Annotated in this window: 22 protein-coding genes; 12 read left to right on the top strand and 10 right to left on the bottom strand. The window is 64.9% G+C overall.

Going from position 1 to position 24,856, the window contains the following annotated elements; genetic code table 11:
- The 7 genes from ACUXV1_RS22530 to ACUXV1_RS22500 form a co-directional block, all read left to right on the top strand.
- Positions 1–571, top strand: a 571-nt coding sequence (locus tag ACUXV1_RS22530; protein WP_446016659.1) for a condensation domain-containing protein, incomplete at its 5' end; no start/stop codon positions are given.
- On the top strand, positions 568–6,246 hold the full coding sequence (locus ACUXV1_RS22525; protein ID WP_446016658.1) for an amino acid adenylation domain-containing protein: 5,679 nt from the start codon (positions 568–570) through the stop codon (positions 6,244–6,246). The genes ACUXV1_RS22530 and ACUXV1_RS22525, both read left to right, overlap by 4 nt.
- Entirely contained in the window at positions 6,243–7,415 is a 1,173-nt protein-coding gene (locus ACUXV1_RS22520) for an acyl-CoA dehydrogenase family protein (RefSeq protein ID WP_039756561.1), read from the top strand. The genes ACUXV1_RS22525 and ACUXV1_RS22520 overlap by 4 nt, the downstream gene beginning before the upstream one ends.
- Positions 7,412–8,377: a phosphotransferase family protein gene (locus tag ACUXV1_RS22515; protein ID WP_194427833.1), complete on the top strand. Its 966-nt coding sequence runs from the start codon at positions 7,412–7,414 to the stop codon at positions 8,375–8,377. Before ACUXV1_RS22520 ends, ACUXV1_RS22515 begins: the two co-directional genes overlap by 4 nt.
- Positions 8,378–8,427: 50 nt before the next feature.
- Positions 8,428–9,333, top strand: coding sequence for an NAD(P)/FAD-dependent oxidoreductase (locus ACUXV1_RS22510; RefSeq protein WP_081555621.1), 906 nt, complete (start codon positions 8,428–8,430; stop codon positions 9,331–9,333).
- Between the two features lie 55 nt (positions 9,334–9,388).
- Entirely contained in the window at positions 9,389–10,303 is a 915-nt protein-coding gene (locus tag ACUXV1_RS22505; protein ID WP_446016657.1) for an alpha/beta hydrolase, read from the top strand.
- Positions 10,300–11,064: a thioesterase II family protein gene (locus ACUXV1_RS22500; RefSeq protein ID WP_194427834.1), complete on the top strand. Its 765-nt coding sequence runs from the start codon at positions 10,300–10,302 to the stop codon at positions 11,062–11,064. Before ACUXV1_RS22505 ends, ACUXV1_RS22500 begins: the two co-directional genes overlap by 4 nt.
- Positions 11,065–11,132: 68 nt before the next feature.
- On the opposite strand, the gene ACUXV1_RS22495 is transcribed toward ACUXV1_RS22500, so the two are convergent.
- From ACUXV1_RS22495 to minC, 4 genes are read right to left on the bottom strand one after another with little or no spacing between them, the layout of a single operon-like run.
- The gene (locus ACUXV1_RS22495) at positions 11,133–12,071 is read right to left on the bottom strand and encodes a LysR substrate-binding domain-containing protein (RefSeq protein ID WP_019104117.1); all 939 of its coding nucleotides are present in this window, start codon (positions 12,069–12,071) and stop codon (positions 11,133–11,135) included.
- Between the two features lie 3 nt (positions 12,072–12,074).
- Entirely contained in the window at positions 12,075–12,332 is a 258-nt protein-coding gene (gene minE, locus ACUXV1_RS22490) for a cell division topological specificity factor MinE (RefSeq protein WP_019104116.1), read from the bottom strand.
- Between the two features lie 3 nt (positions 12,333–12,335).
- Entirely contained in the window at positions 12,336–13,148 is an 813-nt protein-coding gene (minD, locus tag ACUXV1_RS22485; protein WP_019104115.1) for a septum site-determining protein MinD, read from the bottom strand.
- A 26-nt stretch (positions 13,149–13,174) separates the two neighbouring features.
- Positions 13,175–13,891, bottom strand: a complete 717-nt coding sequence (gene minC / locus ACUXV1_RS22480) for a septum site-determining protein MinC (protein WP_019104114.1) — start codon at positions 13,889–13,891, stop codon at positions 13,175–13,177.
- A gap of 382 nt (positions 13,892–14,273) precedes the next feature.
- Between minC and ACUXV1_RS22475 the strand changes: the two genes are divergently transcribed.
- A complete protein-coding gene (locus ACUXV1_RS22475; protein WP_019104113.1) occupies positions 14,274–14,840 on the top strand; it encodes a phasin family protein in 567 nt (188 codons plus the stop codon).
- A 46-nt stretch (positions 14,841–14,886) separates the two neighbouring features.
- On the opposite strand, the gene ACUXV1_RS22470 is transcribed toward ACUXV1_RS22475, so the two are convergent.
- On the bottom strand, positions 14,887–15,615 hold the full coding sequence (locus tag ACUXV1_RS22470; protein WP_446016656.1) for a hypothetical protein: 729 nt from the start codon (positions 15,613–15,615) through the stop codon (positions 14,887–14,889).
- A gap of 337 nt (positions 15,616–15,952) precedes the next feature.
- Positions 15,953–16,480 carry an inorganic diphosphatase gene (gene ppa / locus ACUXV1_RS22465; protein WP_019104111.1) on the bottom strand — a complete coding sequence of 176 codons (528 nt, stop codon included), beginning with the start codon at positions 16,478–16,480 and terminating at the stop codon, positions 15,953–15,955.
- Positions 16,481–16,611: 131 nt separating this feature from the next.
- On the opposite strand from ppa, the gene coq7 reads away from it, so the two are divergent.
- Positions 16,612–17,232, top strand: a complete 621-nt coding sequence (coq7, locus tag ACUXV1_RS22460) for a 2-polyprenyl-3-methyl-6-methoxy-1,4-benzoquinone monooxygenase (RefSeq protein ID WP_081555625.1) — start codon at positions 16,612–16,614, stop codon at positions 17,230–17,232.
- Between the two features lie 234 nt (positions 17,233–17,466).
- Here the strand turns inward: coq7 and ACUXV1_RS22455 are convergent, their stop codons facing one another.
- The 4 genes from ACUXV1_RS22455 to ACUXV1_RS22440 form a co-directional block, all read right to left on the bottom strand.
- Positions 17,467–18,501 carry a DUF475 domain-containing protein gene (locus tag ACUXV1_RS22455; RefSeq protein WP_114155008.1) on the bottom strand — a complete coding sequence of 345 codons (1,035 nt, stop codon included), beginning with the start codon at positions 18,499–18,501 and terminating at the stop codon, positions 17,467–17,469.
- 120 nt (positions 18,502–18,621) lie between these two features.
- The gene (locus ACUXV1_RS22450; protein ID WP_043640506.1) at positions 18,622–19,830 is read right to left on the bottom strand and encodes a DUF1615 domain-containing protein; all 1,209 of its coding nucleotides are present in this window, start codon (positions 19,828–19,830) and stop codon (positions 18,622–18,624) included.
- Positions 19,831–19,897: 67 nt separating this feature from the next.
- Entirely contained in the window at positions 19,898–20,632 is a 735-nt protein-coding gene (locus ACUXV1_RS22445; protein WP_114152513.1) for a substrate-binding periplasmic protein, read from the bottom strand.
- Between the two features lie 133 nt (positions 20,633–20,765).
- The gene (locus ACUXV1_RS22440; RefSeq protein WP_194427837.1) at positions 20,766–21,467 is read right to left on the bottom strand and encodes a peptidoglycan DD-metalloendopeptidase family protein; all 702 of its coding nucleotides are present in this window, start codon (positions 21,465–21,467) and stop codon (positions 20,766–20,768) included.
- A gap of 114 nt (positions 21,468–21,581) precedes the next feature.
- Between ACUXV1_RS22440 and ACUXV1_RS22435 the strand changes: the two genes are divergently transcribed.
- The 3 genes from ACUXV1_RS22435 to tdh all read left to right on the top strand — a co-directional run bounded on the left by ACUXV1_RS22435 (position 21,582) and on the right by tdh (position 24,777).
- A complete protein-coding gene (locus ACUXV1_RS22435; protein ID WP_081555630.1) occupies positions 21,582–22,304 on the top strand; it encodes a substrate-binding periplasmic protein in 723 nt (240 codons plus the stop codon).
- 198 nt (positions 22,305–22,502) lie between these two features.
- Positions 22,503–23,702 carry a glycine C-acetyltransferase gene (locus ACUXV1_RS22430; protein ID WP_203389337.1) on the top strand — a complete coding sequence of 400 codons (1,200 nt, stop codon included), beginning with the start codon at positions 22,503–22,505 and terminating at the stop codon, positions 23,700–23,702.
- Between the two features lie 49 nt (positions 23,703–23,751).
- Positions 23,752–24,777 (top strand): L-threonine 3-dehydrogenase, encoded by a 1,026-nt coding sequence (tdh, locus tag ACUXV1_RS22425; RefSeq protein ID WP_043640495.1) that lies wholly within the window; start codon positions 23,752–23,754, stop codon positions 24,775–24,777.
- Positions 24,778–24,856 lie beyond the last annotated feature (79 nt).

Below are 24,856 nucleotides of genomic sequence, written 5' to 3'. Positions count from 1 at the left end.
TGGCCGTGACGGGCTGGCGGGCGTGGATGTGTCGCGCACCGTGGGCTGGTTCACCAGCCTGTATCCGCTGCGGCTGCCGCTGAGCGGGGAGCTGTCAGGAGACCTGAAACGGGTGAAGGAGCGGATGCGGAGCGTGCCGGACGGCGGCCTGGCTTACCACGCGCTGCGTTACGGCGGCCGCGGGTCGGAGCTGGGCGGCCATGCGCGCACGGTGTGCTTCAACTATCTGGGCCAATGGCGGCTGGAGGAGGGCGGCGAGCCGCGCTCCACGTGGTTGGGGGAGCCGCCGGGGGGTACGCGCGGGGCGGGGATGACGCGGCGCTACGGGCTGGACGTGGTGGCGCAGGTGCACGAAGGGCGCTTGCGGGTGGACTGGCTGTATAGCGCGGCGCGACAGCGGGAAGACGCGATCAAGGCGCTGGCCGAGGGTTTCCGCGCGGAACTGGACGCGGTGCTGGCGCATTGCCAGTCGCCGGAGTCTGGAGGGCTGACGCCGTCGGACCTGCCGCTTGCCCATCTGGACCAGAACGATATCGACGAAGTGTTACAGCTACTGAACGAACAGTTATGAACCAAACATTATCGAATACCGCACAGCAAGCCCGCTCGAAAGTCGAGACCATGCTGCCGTTGACGCCGACGCAACAGGGCCTGCTGTTTCATACGCTGAAGGCGCCGGAGTCCGGCGTCTATTACGAACAGGTGGCTTGCTCCTTCCACGCCGCGCTCAACGCCGCCGATTACCGGCGCGCGCTGGAAGCGGTGGTCGCGCGGCACGGCGTGCTGCGCACCGGCTTTTTGTGGGACGGCCCGTCCAAGCCGGTGCAGGTGGTCTTCCGCGACGTCGAACTGCCGTGGGTGGAGGAGGACTGGCGAGCGTTTGACCAAGAGGAGCAGCAGCGCCGTCTCGCCGCCTATCGGGACGCGGACCGGCGTCCCGGTTTTCACCTGAGCCGCGCGCCGCTGATGCGTTGCGCCTTATTCCGCACCGGAGAGGAGCGCTACGAGTTCGTGTGGAGCTATCACCATCTGCTGCTGGATGGTTGGTCGGTGCAGATTGTGCTGGGGGAGGCGCTCGCCTTTTACGACGCTTACCGGCGCAGCGCCGTTCCGGCTTTGCCGCCGCCCCAGCCGTACAGCGCCTTCCTGCGCTGGTTGGACGAACAGGACGGCGCCGAGGCCGAGGCTTTCTGGCGAGCGCGGCTGGGCGATGTGCGCTCGGCCACGCCCCTGCCGTTCGCCGACGACGCGCGTCCGGACCGCGCGCCCGGCCACGGTCTGATAGAACGCGAGCTCGACGCGCGAACGAGCGAGGGGTTGCAGCGTTTGGCGCGAGAGTGCGAGCTCACGCAGAGCACGGTGATCCAGGCCGCCTGGGCTTTGTTGTTGGCGCGCGCGAGCGGCCGCGACGACGTGGTGTTCGGCACCACCGTGTCCGGCCGGCCGGCGGCGCTGCGCGGCGTCGAGCAGATGGTGGGGCTCTTTGTCAACGCGCTGCCGACGCGCGCGTCCGTTGACCTTGAACTGACGCTGGGCGACTGGCTGCGGCGGCTGCATTGCCAGCACGTCGACGCCGAAGCCTATGCGTATACCCCGCTGCACGCGATTCCGGGCTGGAGCGGAGTCGCTCCCGGCGCGCCCTTGTTCGAGAGCCTGGTGGTGTTTGAGAACTACCCGGCGCGGGCGGATGCGAAACGCTATCGCGAGCAACTGGGCGTGAGCGATGTCGAGGTGGTCGAGCAGACCAATTACCCGCTGACAGTGGTGGCGATTCCCGGCGAGCGTTTGAGCCTGCGTCTGCATTTCGACCGCCAGCGGATTTCGGCGGCGTCGGCGGAGCGGGTCGTCGAGATGCTGGCGGGGGTGTTGGGCCAGTTCGAACGCGGCGGCCCGGCGCTGAGCGTCGCGCGGGTGTCGCTGTTGGGCGACGAAGCTGGCGGCGCGCTGGCCGCGCGCTGGAACGCGGCGGCCCGTCGCGCGGACGATGTGGAGCGCCAGTGCCTGCATCGCCGTTTTGAGGCGCAAGCGCGCTCGCGGCCGGACGCCGTTGCGCTGAAGTGCGACGGCGAGACGCTCACTTACGCGGAACTGGATCGCCGCTCCAACCGGCTGGCCTGGCGGCTGGACGCGGCCGGGGTGCGCGGCAACGCGCCTGTCGCGCTGGCGTTTGGGCGCGGCATGGACAGCGTCGTCGCAATTCTGGCCGTGCTGAAGGCGGGCGCCTTTTACGTGCCGCTGGATCTCGACCATCCGTCGGAACGCCTCGCATGGATGTTGGACGATATCGGCGCCGGCGCGCTGATCTGCGGCGAGGAGGCGCGAGATCGCTTCGGGGACTTCGGCGGGGTTCTGATCGGGATGGGGGATGCGGCGGCGCCCGACGAGCGCGAAGACGCGCCGCCGCCGCGAGACACTTCGCCCGCGGACCTGTGCTATGTGATCTACACCTCGGGTTCGACCGGGCAGCCTAAAGGCGTGTGCGTGGAGCACCGCAACGCGGACCATTTGTTCGCGGCCACGCGCCGGAGCTACGGCATCGGACCGTCGGACGTATGGACCTTGTTCCATTCCTATGCCTTCGATTTCTCGGTATGGGAAATCTGGGGCGCCTTGCTGCATGGCGGACGGCTGGAAATCGTGCCTTACCGCTGCTCGCGCACGCCGGACGAATTTCTCGCGCTGCTGGAACGCGAGGGCGTCACGATGCTGAGCCAGACCCCCAGCGCTTTCAAGCAACTGCTGCGCGCGCTGGACGACGCGCGGCGGCCTTTGCCGGCCGGCTTGCGCTATGTGTTCTTTGGCGGCGAGGCGACGATTCCCAGCCAGTTCGCCGCCTGCCTGAACGATGCGGGCGGGGTGGCGCTGGTCAATCTCTACGGCATCACCGAGACCACGGTGCATGTCACCGAGCGCGTATTGGGCCCGGGCGACGCGCAGTCGTCGCGTAGCCCTGTGGGCCGGCCCTTGCCGGGCTACCGCGTCTACCTGCTCGACGCCGCCGGGCATCCGGTGCCGCCGGGCGTGCCGGGCGAAATTCACGTGGGCGGGGAGGGCGTGGCGCGCGGTTACCACAATCGCCCCGAGCTCGACCGCGAGCGTTTCATCGCGGACCCGTTCCTGCCCGGCGAGCGGCTTTATCGCAGCGGAGACCTAGGGCGCTTCGACGCGCGCGGCGAGCTGGACTATCTGGGCCGCATCGACGACCAGGTCAAGATCCGCGGTTTCCGCATCGAGCTGGGCGAAGTAGAGGCGACGCTGGCCCGGCATCCGGACGTCGCCGCGGCAGCGGTCATGGTCGACGACGCGACCATAGACGGCCACGCCCAATTGGCGGGTTTTGTGGTGGCGCGCGGTTCGGCGCGCGTGTCCGGTTCCGCGCTGCGGGACTGGCTTGCCCAGCGCCTACCGCCGCACGCGGTGCCGGCGCGTGTGGTCGAGATGGACGCGATTCCGCTGACGAGCAACGGCAAGCTGGATCGCCGCAGGCTGGCCGGCGCGCTGGCGGTGGACGCCGACGCGGCGCGTCCGCGCATAGCGCCGCGCAACGCGGTGGAGCAGGCGCTGGTCGGTGTGTTCGAGTCCGTGCTCAAACGCTCGCCTATCGGCGTTACCGACAACTTTTTCGAGCTGGGCGGCGACTCCATCCTGAGCATTCAGATCCTGTCCGCCGCGCACAAGGTCAACATCGATTTTTCGCTGGACGATTTGATGCGCTCGCTGACCATAGAGCGGCTCGCGCCGCGCGTCCGGCAGGCGGGCTCGGCGCCGCCGACCGCGAGCGCGCCGCCGCTAGATGCCGTCCACGAGGACGCCTATCCGCTCAGCGCAATGCAGATGGCGATGCTCGCCAACGAGATGCGGCACGGCCAGGACTCGGCTTACCACAACGTCAACGGCCAGCGTCTGGCTCTGCCATTCGACGCTGCCGCGCTAGAGGCGACGCTCCGCGGCGCCTTTGAACGCCATCCGGCGCTGCGCACCGCTTTCGACCTCGCGGCCGACGAGGAGCCGCTGCAGTACGTGCATCGTCAAGTGCCTTTGCCGCTGACGGTCAGCGATTGGCGAGGCCTGGACCCGGAGCGGCAGGACGCACGGATTCGAGATTGGCGCGAAGCCGAGAGGCGCCGGCGCTTCGACGTCGAGCGTCCGCCGCTGATCCGCTTCGCCGTGCACCGCTTGAGCGAAGAGGCGATGCACATCGGCGTGACCAAGCACCACGCGATTCTAGATGGTTGGAGTTTCAACCTGCTGCTCTCCGAGCTGATCTCCGACTATTCGGCGCGGCTGGCCGGCCGGCCGCTGACGCTGGCTGCGCCCGCGAGCCGGTTCCGCGATTTCGTCGAGCGGGAGCGCGAGGCGGCGCGTTCGGAATCGCTGCGCGATTGGTGGCGCGCGCGTCTGCAATCCTTGCCGGTCACGCGGCTGGCGCGGGAGCCGGGTGGCGACGCGGAGCCGGTCGAAGTGCCTATTTCGGCGGCCCAGTCGGCTGGCCTGGAAGCGCTTGCCGCGAGCGCGGGCGCATCAGTGAAAAGCGTGCTGCTGACAGCCCATCTGCTCGCCTTGTCGCGCATCGCAGGCGCATCCTCGGTGACCAGCGGCGTGGTGTTCAACGGCCGCAGCGAGGGTGTTGACGGCGATCGGGTGCTGGGCCTGTTCCTGAACAGTCTGCCGCTGGGTTTCGACTTTCCGGCCGGCGCCTTCGACGCCGTCGCGTTGGTGCGCGCGGTGCAGTCGGCCGAGCTGGAAGTCTTCAGTCGCCGGCGCTATCCCTTGATCGAATTGCATCGACAGGCCGGCACGGTGTTCGACGCGCTGTTCAACTTCACGCATTTCCGCGCTCTGGAGGAAGCGGTGCGCGACATCGAGGTTTCCGACGGCTATGCGAGCGATATGACTAATGTGCCGCTGGTGGTGCAGAGCAGCTTCGACGGCCGGCAGCGCGCACTGCGGATCACGCTGGTGCCGTCGCGCGGGTATTTCTCTACGGCGACCGTCAACCGCTTCGCGGCTCTCTATGCGGACGCCTTGCGAACGCTGCTGGGCGAGCCCGCGGCAGAGGGCGCAGGCGCCGTCGGCGCGATAAGGGCGGACGGCGGAGAGCGCCGGAGCGGGGCCTCTACCGCCGCGACGCCGGCCGCAGTCGGGAGGGCCGCGGCGGCGCGGCCTAGCGGCGCGGCCCTGCGATGCGAACTGAGGGCGCTATGGGCAGCCGTGCTCAAGCGCGAACCGCCGTCCGACGACAGCGATTTTGTGGCGTTGGGCGGAGACTCGCTGCTGATGCTGCGGATCTGCTCCCGCGCCGGCCGGGCGTTTGGGCTGAACTCAGCGGTGGTGGCTCGCTTGCTGACGGCACAGACGGTGGCCGAGCAAGCCCGCGTCATTGAGACAGACGGCGCGGGCGAAGACGGCGCCCGGGTCGGCTCGCTCGTCGCCTTGTCCGCGCAGGGCGACGCGCCGCCGCTGTTCTTCGCGCCTGGCGCGGGCGGCCATGTGCCGTATCTGCGCGCGCTCGCGGCCGAGTTGCCGAATGCCTTCTCGGTGTGGGGCATGACGCTGCCCGGCGACGCCGGCAGCGTGGAAGCGATGGCGACGGCACTGATCGCGGACATCCGGCGGGTGCAGCCTTACGGCCCGTATCGTCTCGGCGGTCATTCCTTTGGAGGTTGGGTCGCTTTTGAGGTTGCCCGGCAATTGGCCGGACAGGGCGAGGCGGTGGACTGGGTCGCGGTGGTGGACAGTTTGCCGCCGGGGCCGGCGGCGCAGTCGCGGAAACAGGATTGGCAAGGTGGCCGTTGGGTCGCGGAGATCGGCAACAGCTTCGCGCGCCTGGCCGACGCCGAACTGGTGTTCGACGAAGGCGAATTCGACGCGCTGGACGATGCGCGGAGAGTCGAACATTTGCGCGAGCGCTTGGTCGAGGCGGGCGCGGTGCCGGAGGCGCTCGGCCTGCCCGAATTCGCGGCGCGCGTGCGCGCCTTCATTTCGCATTCGCTGACCGATTACACACCGGCGACGCCTTATGCGGGAGCCTTGCACGTGATCGTGGCCGCCGACGGGGACGGTGAAGCGCTGATAAGCGGCTGGCGTCAGGCTGCGTCGGGCGCGGCGACGGCGGTTCGCCTGGCCGGCGACCATATCGGCATCATGCGCCGCCCGTTCGTCAACGGGTTAGCCGCCGCTTTGCGCGCCGCGGAAGCCGCCGCGCGCCGATCCGTTTCAGTGAAGCAAACCGAGGAAGAACAATGAATACACGAGTGAAGGCATTCGCCGCCGTTGAAGCGGCGCTGGCGGAACCGGAGGCGGCGCTCGCCAACGGCGATTTCGAAACCGTTGAACGGCTGATGAGCGGCATCCGCGAGAGCAACCGGATGAAAGGCGTCTGGCTGCCGCAGGTGCCGCGCGCGGACGGCGGCCTGGGCTTGAGCCTGCTTGAGCTGGTGGAAGTCGGCGAACTGCTGGGCGCCTCGCCGCTGGGCCATTACGCGGTCAATTACCAGGCGCCCGACGCCGGCAATATCGACGTGCTGCTGGAGTACGCGACTCCCGCGCAGCGCCGGCGTTGGCTGGAGCCGCTGTTGCGCGGCGAGCTGCGCAGCTGCTTCGCGGCGACGGAGCCCGAGTCCGCCGGATCCAACCCCTCCTCGCTGAAAACGACAGCGGTGTACAAGGACGGCGGCTGGCACTTGAGCGGCCGCAAATGGTTCGCGTCCGGCGCCGACGGCGCGGGCTTCGCCATCGTGCTGGCCGTCACCGACGAGGCCGCGCCGCTGCATGCGCGCACCAGCACCTTCATTGTGCCGACCGACGCGCCGGGCTTCCGCCATGTCCGCAATCTGCGCGTGATGGGCGACGAAGGCTGCGGCTGGGCCAGCCACGGCGAACTGGAGCTGGACGATTGCCGGGTGGGTGAGGATGCGATGCTGGGCAAGCCGGGAGAGGGCTTCGTCGTGTTGCAGGCCCGGCTCGCCACCGGGCGGCTGCATCATTGCGCGCGCTGGATAGGCGTGTGCGAGCGCGCGTTCGCCATCATGTGCCGGCGCGCGTGCCGCCGGGAGCTGGCGGCGGGCGAGCTGTTGTCCTCGCGCCAGACCGTGCAGAACTGGATCGCCGAGAGCCGCGCGTCGATAGACGCCGCGCGGCTGCTGGTGACTCAGGCGGCCACGCGGCTGCAAAACCGTCATGAGCGCGCGCAGATCGACATCTCGATCGCGAAATTTTTCGTGGCCGGCGCAACGCAGACCGTGCTCGATCACGCGCTGCAGGTGCAAGGCGCGCTGGGCGTCAGCGGCGACACGATTCTCAACGTGTTGTGGCGGCATGAACGAGCGGGGCGGATTTACGACGGCCCGGACGAGGTCCACAAAGCGCTGGTGGCGCGCCATGCGCTGGCCGGCTTCCGCCGGGAGCTGACATGAGCGCGCGAATCGCGGAGCGGGCGATGGCGGCATTGGGCCGCTCCGGCATGGGCGCGCGCGCGACGCGGGTCGGCGGCGGCCGGGCCAGCGAAGTGTTTTTGGTGCAGGGGGGCGACAGCGAGCTCATTGCCTACTGGCTGCCGGAGGGCGGCGCGCGGGAAGCACGGCGTCGTTTCGCGCTCCTTGAGCGGATGGCTGGCCAGTTCCGGCTCGCGCCCAGGCCGCTGGCGGTTGATGAGGACGGCGACGCCGCCTTGCTGCTGGTCGAAAAGCTGGAGGGCGTCGCGCCGGCGGCTTGCGGGCCGCTCGCGCCCGACACGGTGCGCCGGCTCGCGGAAAACTTCATCGGGACGCTGGCGAGCCTGCATGCGCTGGAGGTCGCGCCCGCCGATCGGCCCCCCGACTATCTGCGTCGCATTCTGAGCGAGTGGCGGCGGCGCTGGAACGCGGAGGAGGCGGGCGGGGCGATAGACGCCGACTTCAGCGCCGTGGCCGACTGGCTGACCGAGCGTATGCCCGAGACCGCGCCCGCGGCCTGGCTGCACAACGACTACAAGCTGGACAACATCCTCGTCGATCCGGGCGACCCCGCGCGGGTGGTGGGCGTCGTCGATTGGGAGCTGGCCGCCGTCGGCCATCCGCTGGCCGACCTTGGCGCCGCGCTCGCTTACTGGATAGAGAGCCGGGACTCGTCGCTGCTGCGGCTGGACGCGCCTGGACCGAGCTGCGCGCCGGGTGCGCCGACGCGCGAGGCGCTGGTCGATTTGTACGCGGCGGCGGCCGGACGCGAGGTCACGGAACCCGCCTACTGGTACGCCTACGGCCTACTGCGCTTGGCGGTGATCACGCAGCAACTGGCGCTGCGGCGGCGGGACGAAGGCCAGCGCGTGCCGCGCGCCAAGTTGATCGTGCGCTGGCTGCTGGACCGCGCGGCGGAAGCATGCGGCGGCGGCCGCCTATGAAGGCCGCCCGCGCGCCATCCCATTCATTTCCAATCAAGGACACTCGACCCATGAATTCCGAAACCTCCCCAATGTTGTTCGACGTCGTCGTGATCGGCGGCAGTCACGCCGGACAATCCGCCGCGCTGCAGATCGCGCGCGCGCGCCGCCGCGTGCTGGTGATTGATGCCGGCGCGCGCCGCAACCGCTTCGCCTCTCAATCTCACGGCGTGATCGGCCAGGACGGACGTTCGCCGGACGCGATCGCCGCGGACGGCAAGGCGCAACTGCTTGCTTACCCTAACGCGCAATGGCGGGAGGATAGCGTGGTCCGGGCGGAGCGGAGCGACGCCGGCTATACGCTCATCTGCGCATCCGGGCAACACTACAGAGCGCGCCAACTGGTGCTCGCCTTCGGCGTGGTGGACGAGCTGCCGGAACTGGAGGGCCTGGAGGAACGCTGGGGGGACAGCGTGTTCCACTGCCCTTACTGCCATGGCTACGAACTGGATGGGGGCCGCATCGGCGTGCTCGGCAGCGGGCCCTTGTCCTATTTGTCGGCGATGTTGATGCCGGAGTGGGGGCAGACCGTTTTTCTGACCGACGCTAGCTTCGAGCCGGACGAGGAGCAGCGCGAGGCGCTGGCGCGGCGGGGCGTTGAGATCGTGCGCGACCGGATCGCGCGCATTGTCGACCGCGCCACCGTCGAACTTGCCGATGGGCGCCGGATCGCGTTCGACGGGCTGTTCACGATGAACCGCATGCGCCTGTCCAGCCCCGTCGCGGAACAACTGGGCTGCGCGATAGAGGAGGGGCCGCTGGGGCCGTATGTGCGGACCGACGACGCAATGGAGACTTCCACGCCGGGCGTGTTCGCTTGCGGCGACATCACGCATCGGGGCGGCACCGTGGCGCTGGCCATCGGCAACGGCGCGCTGGCGGGCATCGCCGCGCATCGCAAGTTGGTGTTCGGGTGAGGCGCGCGCGGGGCGTGGCGGCGCATTTCTCTTTCTTGCTACCGGAAATAGATCAATGAGTTGGCAAAACCTATGTTTTTCGTGGCTGTTGCGCAGAACGGCCAAATCTCTGACCCGCAAACCCGGCCTGACCGCTCAGGAAATGCGCGAGCGCAGCGCGAAATGGGCTCGCGGCGAAGCAAAGCCGCCGCGCGGATGGCGGGTGCGCAAGCTGGACGCGCAGGCGCTGCGAGGCGAGTGGATAGAACCGGAGACCGCCGAGCGGCGCGAGGCGACCGGGCGGGTCATTCTGTATCTGCACGGCGGCGGCTATTGCTTCTGCTCCCCGGTCACGCACCGGGGCGTGGCCGCCGCGCTGGCGCGGGAAGCGGACGCGCGGGCGTTTTCGCTGGATTACCGGCTTGCGCCGGAACATCCGTTCCCCGCCGCCGTCGACGACGCGCTGGCGGCGTATCAGGCGCTGCTGGACGAGGGCGTGGCGGCGGACCGGATCGTGATCGCCGGCGATTCGTCGGGGGGCGGGCTGGCGCTCGCCTTGCTGCTGTCGCTGCGCGACGCGGGCGCGCCCTTGCCGGCCGGGGCGGTGCTGTTCTCGCCGTGGACGGATTTGGCGGCGACCGGAGCGTCTCTGGAAGCGAACGATGCGTCCGACGTGATGCTGAGCGCGGTTGCGGTGAGGAATTTCTCGCGTTACTACCTTGGCGACGCCGCGGCCGATCATCCCATCGCCTCGCCGCTCTACGGCGATTACGCTGGCTTGCCCGATCTATTCATTCAGGCCAGCGACACCGAGGTGCTGCTGGACGACGCCGCGCGCGTGGCTCGCAAGGCGAGCGCGGCCGGCGTCGCGGTGGACTTCAAGGTGTGGCGGCGGCTACCGCACGCATGGGCCACCTTGGCGCCCATGCTGCCGGAGGCGAGGGCGGCGATCAAAGAGGCCAGCGGTTTCGTTCGCAAGGTGGCGCCATGAACCGCGAATGGAAGCCGGCGCCGGGCGGCGCGTGGGTGGACGCCGCGCCGGCGGGCCGGCATGCGGCGCTGCGCCTGTTTTGCTTTCCGTATGCGGGCGGCGGCGCGGCGGTGTTCCGGGGCTGGGAGGAGCGGCTTCCGGCCGAGGTGGATGTCCGTCCGATGCATCCGCCGGGGCGGGGGCGGCGGTTTCACGATGCGCTGCGCTACCGGCTGGATCAGCTGGCCGACGAGGCGACGGACGCGATTGCGCCGTTTCTGGACCGGCCTTACGCCTTGTTCGGGCACAGCATGGGCGCGAGCCTGGCGTTTGAAGTGGCTCAACGGGCGCAGGCGCGAAGCCTGCCGTCGCCGTCGTGTTTGATCGTTTCCGGTCGCGCCGCGCCGCACTTGCCCGCGAGGGATCGGCCGATCCACGCTTTGCCGGACGAGCAGTTTCTGGACGAGGTGATGAGGATGAATGGCACGCCGGCGGAAGTGCTGGAGCACCCGGAACTGGTTCAGATCATTCTGCCGGTGTTGCATGCCGATTTCGAGGCGATAGAGACCTACCATCCCGAGCCGCGTCCTCCGCTGAGCTGCCGCATCCTTGCCCTTGGCGGCAGCGAAGAGGTCCGGGGCGCGGAGGCGGCGGCTTCATGGCGCGGCTACACCACCGGCGGCTTCCGCAGCGAGATCCTTCCCGGCGATCACTTCTTTCTGAATGGGAGGCCGGACAGTTTGTTCGCGATACTGAACGAGGAGCTTGGCCGATTTTTGTGACCAGTGGCTGGGCGGAAAAAAACCGCTGAGGCACGGGGCGCAGCGGTTGGGGCGGTTTGGGCACCGGCTCAGGGCGTTGGCGTTGCGCCTTCCAGCATGGAAACGCCTTCCAGCCCGGAGCGGAACACCGCCTGTTGCAGGGTGTCGATCGCCTTCTTGCGGAAGAACTGCTTGCGAGTCACCAACAGCACGCGGCGCTGCGGCGCCGGCGTCTTGAACGGCACCACCGACAGCAGCGACTCATCGGTCGGGCCTATCGAGGTCGACGGCATCACCGTGACGCCCATGCCGCTGGCCACCATGTGACGGATGGTGTTGAGCGAGCTGCCTTGCAGATTGGCCGCCAGCGTGCCGCCATGGCTTTGCCGGCTGGCGAGGTCGCTGCAGGCTTGCAGCACCTGGTCGCGGAAGCAATTGCCTTGGGTCAGCAGCAAGACGCTCTCGTCTGCCAGTTGATTGGCGGCGATGGCGCCCAGCTTTTCCCAGGGGTGGCCCTTGGGCGTGGCGACGACGAAGGGCTCGTCGTACAACGGGCTCGCCACGGTGCCGGCTTCGTCGAAGGGATCGGCGACGATGATGGCGTCCACCTCGCCCCGCTTGAGCATTTCCGAGAGCCGGGAGGTGTAGTTCTCCTCCAGGATCAAGGGCATGTCAGGCGCCAGGATGCGCAAGGCCGGGATCAGGCGCGGAAGCAGATAGGGGCTAATGGTGAAAATCACCCCCAGCTTCAGCGGGCCCACCAGCTCGTTCTGATGCTCGCCGGCCAGGCGTTTGACGGTTTCGGCTTCTTCCAGCACGCGCTGCGATTGCTCGATGATGCGCTCGCCGATCTCGGTGACGCTGACTTCCTGGCCGCCGCGCTCAAACAGCGTGACGCCCAGTTCGTCCTCCAGCTTCTTGATGGCGATGGACAACGTCGGCTGGCTGACGAAGCAGCTTTGCGCGGCGCGGCCGAAGTGGCGCTCCCGCGCCACCGCGACGATATAGCGAAGTTCGGTCAGCGTCATGGCTCAGCGCTGGTGCTCCGGCAGCACGATATTGACTTCCAGCACTTCAAAATCGTCCTGACGCTCCACCTGTACTTTGATGTCGTCCAGATTGACCGCGACGTATTTGGAGATCACTTCCATCAGCTCGCGTTGCAGAGCCGGCAGATAGTCGGGCGCGCTGCGGCCGTTGCGTTCGTGGGCCAGGATGATTTGCAGCCGTTCTCTGGCAATGGCCGCGGTTTTCTGGCGTTTGCCAAAGATCATTTCGATCAGGGACATGACTTAACCTCCAAAGAGGCGTTTCAGAATGCCCACCTTGGGGGCATCGAGGAAACGCATCGGGCGCTCTTCGCCCAGGAAACGGGCCACCACGTCGGAATAGGCGTCGGCAACGTCCGAGCCTTTCAGGTGGATGGCCGGGGTGCCGGAGTTGGAGGCTTGCAGAACGGTCTGCGACTCCGGAATCACGCCCAGCAGCGGCACGCGCAGAATCTCCTTCACATCGTCCACCGACAGCATTTCGCCCTTGTCGACGCGGCCGGCGGAGTAGCGGGTGATGAGCAGGTGTTCCTTGACCGGCTCGCGGCTTTCTTCCGCGCGCTTGGACTTGGAGGACAGAATGCCCAGGATGCGGTCGGAGTCGCGCACAGAGGAGACTTCCGGATTGGTGACGATCAGCGCTTCGTCGGCGAAGTACAGCGCCATCAGCGCGCCTTTTTCGATGCCGGCCGGAGAGTCGCAGACGATGTATTCGAAGCCGGCTTCGGCCAGGTCTTTCAATACCTTCTCCACGCCGTCCAGCGTCAGCGCGTCTTTGTCGCGGGTTTGCGAGGCGGGGATGATGTAAAGGTTGTCGCAGTTCTTGTCCTTGATCAGCGCCTGGTTCAGGCTGGCTTCGCCGTTGACGACATTGATCAGGTCATAGACCACGCGGCGTTCGCAACCCATGATCAGGTCCAGGTTGCGCAGGCCGACGTCGAAGTCGATGACGACGGTTTTGTGACCGCGCAACGCCAGGCCGGAGGAGAAGCTGGCACTGGTAGTGGTTTTACCGACGCCACCCTTGCCGGACGTCACAACGATGATTTTTGCCACAGTCGATCCCTTTGAATAATGGCTTGTTACTCGCCGAGCGCGGACATGACCAGGCGCTCGTTCTCGAGATAGATTTGAGTCGGCTTGCCCAGAATGCTGTCGGGCAAGGCTTGTTCGATAGTTCGATAGACCCCGGCGATGGACACCAGTTCGGCTTCCATGCTGCGGGCGAAAATGCGGGCGCCGGCGTTGCCGCGGGCGCCGGCGAGAGCGCGGCCGCGCAAGGGCGCGTAGATATGGATGTTGCCGTCGGCGATGACTTCAGCGCCGGCGCTGACCATGGCCAGCACGATCAGGTCGCAGCCCTTGGCGTAAATCTGCTGACCGGCGCGCACGGGACGGTCCACGATCATGGCGCCGGTCGCCTGGGCGGGTTCCGGCGCGGCGGGTTTGTCGGCAGGCTCCGGCGCGTTCTGCGCCGAGCGCGGCGGCGTGGCGCTGCTGGTGTAGGCGAGGCCGAACTGGCTGGCGACGCCGGCCAGCGCGGTGCTGGGGTGGCGCAGGGCCACCGCGCGGATGCCGCGACGGCTCAGCATGGGCAGCAGGCGGCCGTAATCCAGTTCGGCCGGGGCGGGCAAGGCTTCCACGTCGAGGACGAAGGCTTCTACCGGCGCGTCGTGGCCGGTGCCGAAGCGCGCATCCAGCGCCTGGCTCAGCTCATCCAGGTCGTCGGTGCGCAGCAAGAGCGCCAGCAGATCCAGGCTGGCGGATTTTATGTCGAATGCGTTGGCCGCAGGGCTCATTGTACTTGGCTTTATGTAGATAGATTTATTCTATGGGGCGAGTGTACTGGGTTGCTGACGGGCTTTCAATGGCGTTGCTCGGCTTGGGGCCAAAAGGTGGAAATCGGCTAGCGTAACGGGCTTGGGCGCGGACAAGTGTTGCAATTGCGGGAAACATTGCTAGAAGCGGGAGGGAAGGGCCTTGCTGTCATGTCCCTGGAATGTTTGTGTTGTAAAAATCCATGAAAAATAGTGGTTTAGCGGCTTGTGCGTTGCAACATTTTCTTGACTCGAGAAAGACGAGTCGCCACAATGGCAATTGTTGCGATGCAACATCAAGAGCGCAGGTTAAGTTCGCTGTCGTTGCTGAGCTGTCAATTTTGGATATTTTTTAGGAGTCGTCATGTTTACCACTACTCAAGAATTCTCCGCTCTCGGCCAGTCGCAGTTCGACAAGGCCGTGCGTTTCTCCTCCATCGTGCTGGCCGGCGCTGAGCGTTTGGCCGCGCTGCAACTGGATCTGTCGCGCAAGCTGCTGGCAGACAACGCCCAGGCAATCAAGGCGCTGAGCGAAGCCAAGGATCCCAAGGCTTTCGCCGAAGTGCAGAGCAGCCTGGCACAGCCGTCCATCGACCAGGCTTTCTCCGTGGCGCGCAATGTGTACGACGCCGCGCTGGCCACTCAGAATGAACTGGCCGCTTTTGTCGAAGAGCAGATCGCCGAAGGCAACCAAACCCTGCTGAGCAATCTGGATCGTTTGTCCAAGAACGCGCCGGCGGGCTCCGATGCCGCGGTGACGGCTCTGAAAAGCCTGGTGAACACTTCCAACGCCGCTTTCGAAAGCGTGTCCAAGACCGCCAAGAAAGTCAGCGCGGAAATCGCCGAAGCCAGCGTTGAAGCCGCCACCAACTCCGCCAAGGCCGCCAGCGCCGCTGTCGCCCGCGGCAAGAAGGCGACCAGCGCCGCCTGATTCCGGTCCTTGTCGTTAAAAAAAGCCCGCATTCGTGCGGGCTTTTTTAGTTTCCGGAAGCCAGAGGCGACTGGGTCGCAAAATCGCTCCACAGCCGCTCCCAGGCGTGCCGGCAGCCGTTTGCCTGGAGAATCAGCGAGGCAAGGCTGGCGGCGTAGTGGTTTTGCTGCCGGGGAGGCTCGGCGAAGTCCTGACGCGCCGTCGCGCTGTCCGCGGTCAGGTTTCGCTCCGTCAGATAGCGCTGAGACAGGCGCACCAGCTGTTCCCATAGCTGCCACTGTTCTCGCAGCGAGGCTTCCCAGTCCGGCAGGGTTTGAGTCACCGGGCTGGGCGGTGCATGTCGTCTCAGCATGAACAGCAGGGCCTCCCAGACTTGACGGGTATAGCGCGCGCTGCCCGCCGGGCCACAACGCAGCCAGGCGGCCGGCAGCGGAGCCAGCGCGTCCAGCAAGGTTAGGGCGGCGGGCGGCGGAGCGGGTTCGGCCCCCAGCAAAAGCATGAAGCCGAAGTCGGCGCCCAGTGGCTGCCAGGCGCCATCCAGCTCCAGCAAGGAGATGCCTTGTTCGAGACAGAGCCGCAGCCGGGATGGCAAGGGAGCTTGATGCAGGGGGTCGATATTGATCCAGCAGCCGGAGGACAGGTAAAACCCTTGCCAGTCGGAAGGCAGCCAAGACGGCAGTCCGCTTGCGTCCGCGGTCGCGGACACTCCTCGGCTGGCCAGGCGTTGCTGGAGCCAGTGGAGTTGCGGTGCTGAGCCTTGGGCGATATAGGTCACTGTGGTTCCGGTTGGGCTGCCCGATGCGATGACGGCGGGCGGCGGGGTGTTGGGCGAGCGACTGCGGCATCGCCGTCCTGAGCGCGCCCCGGCGCTCCTCATTGAACGATACCTGCAATGCGGCGATGGGTAAAAGAATTATTTATGGTATTTAGTAACAATCACTTGCTTTACTAACCGGATGCGAAAAAGGCGTCCAAGCTTGAGCGATTGTAGCAAATAATAATGGCATATTGCGTTGCAATATCAGCGTAGGCGAATGTGCGCGGATGGGAAGGACGGGCATGAAAAAACCGGCGACCCGCGCCGGTTGTCTTTCAGGGCAAGCGCCGCGCGCTTATTTTTCGAAGCGGGCGATGCCGTCGACCAGTTCGGCCTTGGCGTCGTCCAGCGTGCCCCAGCCTTGCACCTTGACCCACTTGCCTTTTTCCAGGTCTTTGTAGTGCTCGAAGAAGTGAACCATCTGGTTGCGCAGCAGTTCCGGCAGGTCTTCCAGCTTCTGGATGGACTTGTACATCGGGCACAGTTTTTCCACCGGCACGGCCACCAGCTTGGCGTCAACGCCGGATTCGTCTTCCATCTTGATCAGACCCAGCGCGCGACAGCGCACCACCACGCCCGGCGGCAGCGGGAACGGCGTCACCACCAGCACGTCAACCGGGTCGCCGTCGCCGGCCAGGGTTTGCGGCACGAAACCGTAGTTGGCCGGATACATCATGGACGTGCCCATGAAGCGGTCAACCACCAGCGCGTTCCAGTCTTTGTCGAATTCGTACTTGATCGGGGCGGCGTTGGCGGAGATTTCGATGACGACGTTGAAGTCGCCCGGCATGTCTTTGCCCGGGCCGATGCTAGCGAGATCCATCAGGGAATCCTTGTTGAACGTGTTGAACACAATGTTTCGATAAACCGCGCAATTATAGCAGTAGCTGCCGCGCTGCGTATCAGGCGGGTATAATCGCCGGCGATTGTGTTAGCGCGAGAAAGAATGGATTGATGCTGGACAAATGGATCGTCGAGTTCGACAAGGGGCTGCGCACCCTGTTCGCTTCCGCGCAAAGCCTGAGGCCGCATCCGGACGCGGCGCTGGACGAGGCGGAGCTGGCGGCGGAGGAAAAGAAACACGCGCTGGGGCTGATGCGGGTGAACCACTGCGGCGAGGTGTGCGCCCAGGCTTTGTACCAGGGGCAGGCGCTGACGGCGCGCACGCCTCAGGCGCGCGAGGCCTTGCGCCAGGCGGCGCAGGAAGAGGTGGAGCATCTGGCCTGGACCGAGAGGCGCATCCGCGAATTGGGCGGCCGGCCCAGCGTGTTCAATCCGCTGTGGTATACCGGCTCGCTGGCGATAGGCGTGGCCGCCGGGGTGCTGGGCGACAAGTGGAACCTGGGTTTTCTCGAGGAAACCGAGCAGCAGGTGGGCGCGCATCTGGACAGCCATCTGAGCCGTTTGCCGGCGGCGGATGTCAAGAGCCGCGCGATTGTCCAGCAGATGCGTGACGACGAGTTGAAGCATGCGGACATGGCCCATGACCTGGGCGCCGCGCAATTGCCGGCCCCGGTGAAGGGCGTGATGAAGTTGTCCGCCAAGGTGATGACGGGCGCCAGCTACCGGCTTTGACAGAGCGGTCTTTAAAAAAGAACAGGCCTGGACTTCAGGCCTGTTCGCATTTCGGCGCGGGCCTCTTGGAACCTGATTACGATCTAGCGAGCAAGAGCGAGACAAGGCGAAAGCGGCTGAAAAAGCGAAATGTACGCGTGGTGCATGAGCATTTTGAGCTTGTTTTTAACGCCGCATCGCCGACGCGCAGCAGATCGTAAACAGGTTCTAAGCGAAACGGCTCCTAAAACAGGTTTAGTCGCGATGGCGTTTGCGCCCCGGCAAGCTGGTGACAATGCCCAAGCCGATGATGGCGACGCTGATCAGGCCTGTGAGCACTTCTCCGAGTTCGATGTGGAGCGCTGCGGCGAACATGATGGCCACCAGGGCGCCGATGGCCCAGAACGCGGACGTTTCCAGGTATTTGAATTGGCCGATGATGTTGCGCTCCACCAGCAGGATGGTCATCGAGCGGACGAACATTGCGCCGATGCCGAGCCCGGCGGCGATCAGCCAGAAATTGTTGGTGATGGCGAAGGCGGCGATCACGCCGTCCATGGAGAAGCTGGCGTCCAGCGTTTCCAGATAGACGAAACCGATCAGGCCATTCTTGGCGGCGGCGGTTTGAATGTCCATGCCGCCGAACAGCTGCTTGAACACGTGCAGCGTCATGAACACCACGTAACCCCAGAAGCAACTGCTGAGAAACTCCATCTTTTGCCCGGCGGGAATGGCGGCGGCCACCAGCGCAATCAGCAGGATGGCGATCAGCGACTGGGCGTTTTCAACCGAGCCCAATCGGGCCAGCAGCGGCTCAATGGCCGGCAGCCAGTGTTCGTCCTTTTCCTTTTTGACGAAGTATTCCACCACCACCATCAGCAGGAAGGTGGCCCCGAAGCCCATGATCATCAGGTGCGAGTCATGCATGATCCGCTGGTAGCGCTGCGGTTCGCGGGTGGCGATGGAGAAGGCCTCAAGCAAGGGCGTGTCGCCGGCGACGGCGACGATGAGCAGCGGGAATAGTATGCGCATGCCGAACACCGCGACGGCGACGCCCACCGTCATGAAAAGCTTGCGCCACAGCGAGCTCATCGCCTGCAGCACGCTGGCGTTGACGACCGCGTTGTCGAAGGACACGCTGGTTTCCAGAATCGCCAGCACCAGGGCGGTGACCAGAAAAGAGCCGGCCATGGCGGGGCCGCCCAGTTGGAAGCCGTACCAGCCGGCGGCGGCCAGCACGACGGCGCTGAACAGCAGCGAACCGGTAAAGTAGGAGAGCGTGGTGCGCATGAATGGATTTGCCTTATTGTGCGGAGGGCCCTAGCCCGCCCGCCGCTCGCATCGGAAGCGCGAGCGGTGAATGACGTGGAATTATAAGCGCGGCGCTTTGGCGAAGCGCCGCCCGCTGGATCAACGCGCGCGGGCCAGGCAACTCTGATAGCGGCCGTCGACGCGCTTGGCGAACCATTCTGTGGTCAGCTTGCGGGTGATCTTGGGGCTTTTCAGGTCGATTTGCGGCAGCAGCTCGCGCGCCGCGGGTTTGCCGAAGCGCTGGTCCGCCAGCGCGTAGGTTTTGCGGTAGAGCTCGCTTTGGCCGAACGCCGCGCTTTTCTCCAGTTTCAGGTCGCGCAGAATCTCGCCCTGGCCCATGCCCAATTTACCGCCCTGACTGAGGACCGCGCTTTGGGTGGCGCTGGCGTAGGCCTTGCCGTCCTTGTAGCTGAGCAGGTCGCCGTCCAGCGTCAAATCCTTGCCGCTGAGTTTTTCCATGACGGCTTGAAAAGCCGCGTTGCGGCTGCTGTAGCGGCCGGCGTTGAAGTCGGCGAAGCGGTACAGCATCTGGCTGTATGGCGCAGGATATTGCAGCAGGATGGCCGCGCCGAAGTAGACGCCGCCGCGGCGGGTGAACACTTCCTGGCGGATGCTGCCGCTGCGCGGGTAGGGGTAGGGCCAGACTTTGACATGCCCTTCGGCGAATTCGACGCTGACTTGCATCGGCCCGCCGGTGCGGATCGGGTTCTTCATGCTCATCGGCAGCCCCAGCTTGCCGGCTTCACGGGCCATGTCTTCGAACAGATCGTTCATTTCCCGTTCGGTGCGCAGGCTGTCGATGCGCGCCTTATAGCTTTTTCCGTTGGGCGACGTCTTCATCAACCCGGCTTTGACCACCGGCAGCGGGATCAGGTAGCCGTGAGCCCGCTCGGCGATTTTGTCCCAGACGATGGCGGGCAGATTGGGCACGGTGGGGTCGGCTTGCCAACTGGACTCTTGCTCGATCACCGCCGCCAGCGCGCAGAAATTCTCCGCGGTATAAGGAATTTTCAGGTGAGTGAAGGCTGCGAGCATGTCGTTGCTCCAGCCCTGGCGGTCGCGGATTTTTGCCGGCAGCAGACGGTTGAGCAGCAGGCGGCCGGCTTGAGGGTCGTTGTAGGCGGGCCTGAGCGGCGGCGCGGTCACGGGAGGGGGCGAGGGCGGCGTTTCGACCGCCGGCGGCTGGGTTTCCGGTTCGGCGGGGACGGGGGCGACAACGGGCGCGGCGACAGGCGCGGGGGGGCTGACGTTGGCGCAGGCGCTCAGCAGCGCGGGCAATAGGGCAAACAGCAAGCGGGACGGTTTCACGGTGCGCGGGAGGATGCGGAATCAAACCGTGAAGGTTAGGCTATCTTGCTGTCATCGGCAATCGCGCTCAGAGGTTCTGGTAACGATTCACGATTTGTTTGTAGACCCCGCTTTTTTGAATCGCGCGCAGGCCCTGGTTGAATTCGTCCCTCAAAGGGGCGCTGCGGAAAGCCATCCGGTAAACGGTGGGCGGGAACAGCCGGTGGATGTCCACCGGCGCGGTTTTTTCCTTGAATTGGGTGGCGAGCTTGTGGTTCATCCAAGCGAAGATGTTGCGGTCGGCCACCACCACGTCCACGGAGCCGCGGAACAGCAGCCGGTTTTGATCCACCTGGTTGGCGGTTTCGGCGTAGTTGGGGTTGTTTTTGGCCATGTCCTTGAAAGCTTCGCCCAGATATTGCTTGGCCAGGGAAAAAGCCAGCACCCGGTAAGCGCCCAGTTCCTTGGTTTGGTGCAATTGGATCCGACGGCTGCTGAGGGTGATGGCCACATCCTCGTAACTGATGTAGACGTCGGAATACTCGGCTTGCAATCCGGCCTGTTCGCCGACGGTGGCCACCGCGTCGATATCCTTGTTCTTCAACGCCATCGGCAGGCGGGGCTGGGAAAAGAAGACCGGCTCAATCCGGTAGCCGCGTTCTTGCAGGGCTGCGCGCACGATCTCAAGCTCCAGCCCGTTTTGGCCGCCCTCCATCACATAAGGCTCCAGCGATTCGCCAAACGCCACCTTGACGAGCTTGTGTGCGTGAGCGTTGGCGCCGAGGGCCAGCAGCAAGCTGCCTAGTAACAGTAATCTCCCCATTGGCTTGCCTTTTCAACTTCCTCGCTTCTGGCCCGCGCAGCGGAAACCATGCTGTCCGGGCGATAGAGTTGCGCATGATGCATGAAATGTATTTTGCGCGTTCGTCGCCGGCGCTGACAAGCGGCCGTGCGGCTTAGTCCGTCAGATAAGGCATGGGGTCGACCGCCGAGGAGCGGACGCGCAGTTCAAAGTGGAGCTTGACCCGAGTGGTGCCGGAACTGCCCATGGTGGCGATGGCGTCGCCGGCTTTGACCGCCTGCCCTTCTTTGACCAGCAATGACTGATTGTGAGCATAGACGGTGAGGTGGGCGTTGTCATGCTGGATGATCAACAGATTGCCGTAGCTGCGGATGCCCTTGCCGGCGTAGGTAACCTTGCCGTTGGCCGCCGCGCGGACGGGGGAGCCAGCTTCGCCGGCGATGTCTATGCCCTTGCTGCCCTGGCCGTTGAATTTAGCAATGATGGGACCTTTGGCCGGCCAGACCAGCTTGATGTTGGCCACCGGACGAGCCGCGGGCTTGCTGGGTTCCGAAGCGGAAGGCTTGGCCGCGGGCCGGCTGGGCTGTGGGCGCTTGGCGGGGGCTTGAGCGGCGCCGGCGGGCGGGGAGACGCGCAGCAACTGGCCGGCGTTGATGCTGCCGGGGTCTTTCAGTCCGTTCCAGCGCACCAGGTTCGCCACGCTGACCCGGTGGTTCTGGGCAATGCGGAACAAGGTGTCTCCCGGCTTGACGCGGTAAAAGCCGGCGGACTCCACCGCGGCGGGTTGCGAGGTGCTGGCGCAGGCGGCAAGCAGCAGGGGCAGGGAAACGGAAATAAGACGGGCGGACAAGGACATGGCGCAGATTCTAGCATCGCCGCCGGCGGCTGCGCGGTTTCTATGCGCAAACGCCGGCGGCTGGACTAAAAATCATGTTAAGGACTGTGATAGGCATTGGGCGGAGGCAACGGGATGAAACTGGGGTGGATGATGATTGGCTTGTGGAGCCTGGCGGCGCTGGCGGCGGAACCGTCGACGCTTTCCATCTACAGCGTGGAGTATCCGCCGCTGGTGTTGAAGGGGGAAGGCGGAAAATTGAGCGGCATCGCCGCGGAGGCGGTGGCTCAGGCGGTGCAATTGGCCGGCATGGGCGTGCGCATGCCGGAGATCCCCTGGAAGCGGGCTCAAATGCAGGTGCAGCAAGACGCGGACAGTTGCTTGGTGCCTTTTACGCGTTCCTTTGAGAGAGAGAAGATGTACCGCTGGGTGGGCTTGGTGATGGAAAGCAATCAATCCTTGTTCATTAACAGCCATCACCCGGTCGTCTTGAATTCGCTGGACGACGCCAAGGGCAAGCGCGTCGTGGTGTTGCTGGGGTCGTCGATGGCGGATTATTTGAAAAAGAACAATATCGCCTATTCCGTCAGGCCCACTCCAGAGGAAGCCGAGCGCGAACTGGCTGCCGGCGTGGCGGATGTGTGGGCGGTGCATGACGTGGTGGCCAACTACACCATCAAACAAGTGGGTACGCCAACCGACAATATCCGTGAGGCCTTGCAGGTCCAAACCACCAGCATCTATATGGCCTGCAGCCCGAAAATGTCGGATGCGACCGCGTTGAAGTTGAGCAGAGCGTTTCAACAACTGCGCGAAAGCGGAAAGCTGGAGAAAATTGTCGCCAAATATATGAAGTAACGATTGTCGGCACGCAGTATTTTATGGTGACAGTGTCTACTCGTATTAATTTTTCAAGGGTACAGTATCTTGGAAAAACAAGTTGAACTGTCACTGATGGCTGCGAAATGACTGGGCTAGAATGGTGCCAGTTTTTGGGTCGCCACGCATCTGGCGGCGCAATGGTGATTCTTTTGTCATCCCTGGACAAGGACAGTCATGAACCGAACCTACTTAGCCCATCTTGAAGCCACGCTGGCGCAGATTCGCGCCGATGGTTTTGAAAAGCCCGAGCGCGTGATCGCCACGCCGCAGCGCGCCGACATCGCCTTGAGCAACGGCAGCAATGTGCTGAATTTTTGCGCCAACAATTACCTGGGCCTGGCCGACGACCCGCGTTTGATCGAGGCGGCGAAGAAGGGCATGGACGACTTCGGCTACGGCTGCGCCTCGGTTCGCTTCATCTGCGGCACCCAGCAAGTGCACAAGGATTTGGAGCAGGCGATTTCCGGCTTTTTGGGCACTGACGACACTATTTTGTATTCCAGCTGCTTCGACGCCAACGGCGGCGTGTTCGAAACCTTGCTGGGCGAAGAGGACGCGGTGATTTCCGACGAGCTGAATCACGCCTCCATCATAGACGGCGTGCGCTTGTCCAAGGCCAAGCGCTTCCGTTACAAGAACAACGATATGGCCGATCTGGAGGCGCAGTTGATCACAGCGGAACAGGCCGGCGCGCGGTTCAAGCTGATCGTTACCGACGGCGTGTTCTCCATGGATGGCATCATCGCCGATCTGAAAACTCTGTGCGAAGTGGCGGAACGTCATGGCGCGCTGGTGATGGTGGATGATTCCCACGCCGTAGGCTTCATCGGCGATAGCGGCGCGGGCACGCCGGAATTGTGCGGGGTTGCCGATCGCGTCGACATCTACACCGGCACCTTGGGCAAAGCCCTGGGCGGCGCGTCCGGCGGCTATGTGTCCGGCCGCAAAGCCATCATCGATCTGCTGCGTCAGCGCTCGCGCCCGTACCTGTTCTCCAACACTCTGGCTCCGGCCATCGCCGCCGCCAGCCTGGAAGTGCTGAACATCCTCAAGGGCGGAGAGGGCGCGGAACTGCGCGCCAAAGTGCGCCGCAACGCCGAACTGTTCCGTCAGGAAATGAGCGCGGCCGGCTTCACCCTGGTGCCGGGTCAGCACCCCATCGTTCCTGTGATGCTGGGCGATGCCAGGCTGGCGGGCGAGATGGCGGCCAAGCTGCTGGAGGAGGGCGTGTACGTGATCGGCTTCTCCTTCCCGGTGGTGCCCAAGGGCAAGGCGCGCATTCGTACTCAGATGTCGGCGCGCCATAGCGAAGAACAGGTTCGCTTGGCGGTGGCGGCTTTCATCAAAGTGGGCCGCGAACTCGGCGTGATCTGAGGCGTAGCGCCGCGCGCCCATGAGGGCGCCGCGGCGGATAGGAACAGCAATGAAAGCATTATCCAAACTGAAGGCCGAGCGCGGCCTGTGGATGACCGATGTGGCCAAGCCGGAAATCGGCCATAACGATCTATTGATCCGGATTCGCAAGACCGCGATCTGCGGTACCGATATTCATATCTGGAACTGGGACGACTGGGCCCAGAAGACCATCCCGGTGCCCATGCACGTTGGCCACGAATACGTAGGCGTGGTGGAAGCGATCGGCTCGGAAGTGCAGGGCTTCAGCGTCGGCCAGCGTGTATCGGGCGAAGGGCATATCACTTGTGGCCACTGTCGCAACTGTCGAGCCGGCCGCCGTCACCTGTGCCGTAACACCTTCGGCGTGGGCGTCAACCGCGAGGGCGCGTTCGCCGAGTACCTGGTGATCCCGGCCTTCAACGCCTTCCCGATTCCGGACGACATCTCCGATGACCTGGCGTCCATCTTCGATCCCTTCGGCAATGCGGTGCACACCGCGCTCAGCTTCAACCTGGTGGGCGAGGATGTGCTGATCACCGGCGCGGGTCCGATCGGCATCATGGCGGTGGCTATCGCGCGCCATGTCGGCGCTCGTCATGTGGTGATCACCGACGTGAACGAATACCGTTTGGAGCTGGCGCGCAAGATGGGCGCCACCCGCGCGGTGAACGTGGCCAAGCAGGACCTCAAGCAGGTGATGGCCGAGCTGCATATGACCGAGGGCTTTGATGTCGGCCTGGAAATGTCGGGCAATCCGCAGGCCTTCCGCCAGATGCTGGACACCATGAATCATGGCGGCAAAGTGGCGCTGCTGGGTATCCCGCCGGCCGATACCGCCATCGATTGGAACCATGTCATTTTCAAGGGCCTGGAAATCAAGGGCATCTACGGCCGGGAGATGTTCGAGACCTGGTACAAGATGGTGGCGCTGATCCAGTCAGGCTTGGACATCACCCCCATCATCACTCATCACTTCCCCGTGGCGGAATTCCAGCAAGGTTTTGAAGCCATGTTGTCGGGCCAGAGCGGCAAGGTGATTCTGGACTGGAGCTGATGGCAGGGAATAGCCTGACGAAAAAACCCTCTTCGCTGACGAAGAGGGTTTTTTTATATGTCCAGTGTGTTCTCGCTCT

The sequence above is a fragment of the Chromobacterium sp. W521 genome, from assembly GCF_052805975.1.
The sequence above is the reverse complement of the archived record's forward strand: the minus strand, read 5'-3'. Positions and strand labels throughout refer to the sequence as shown.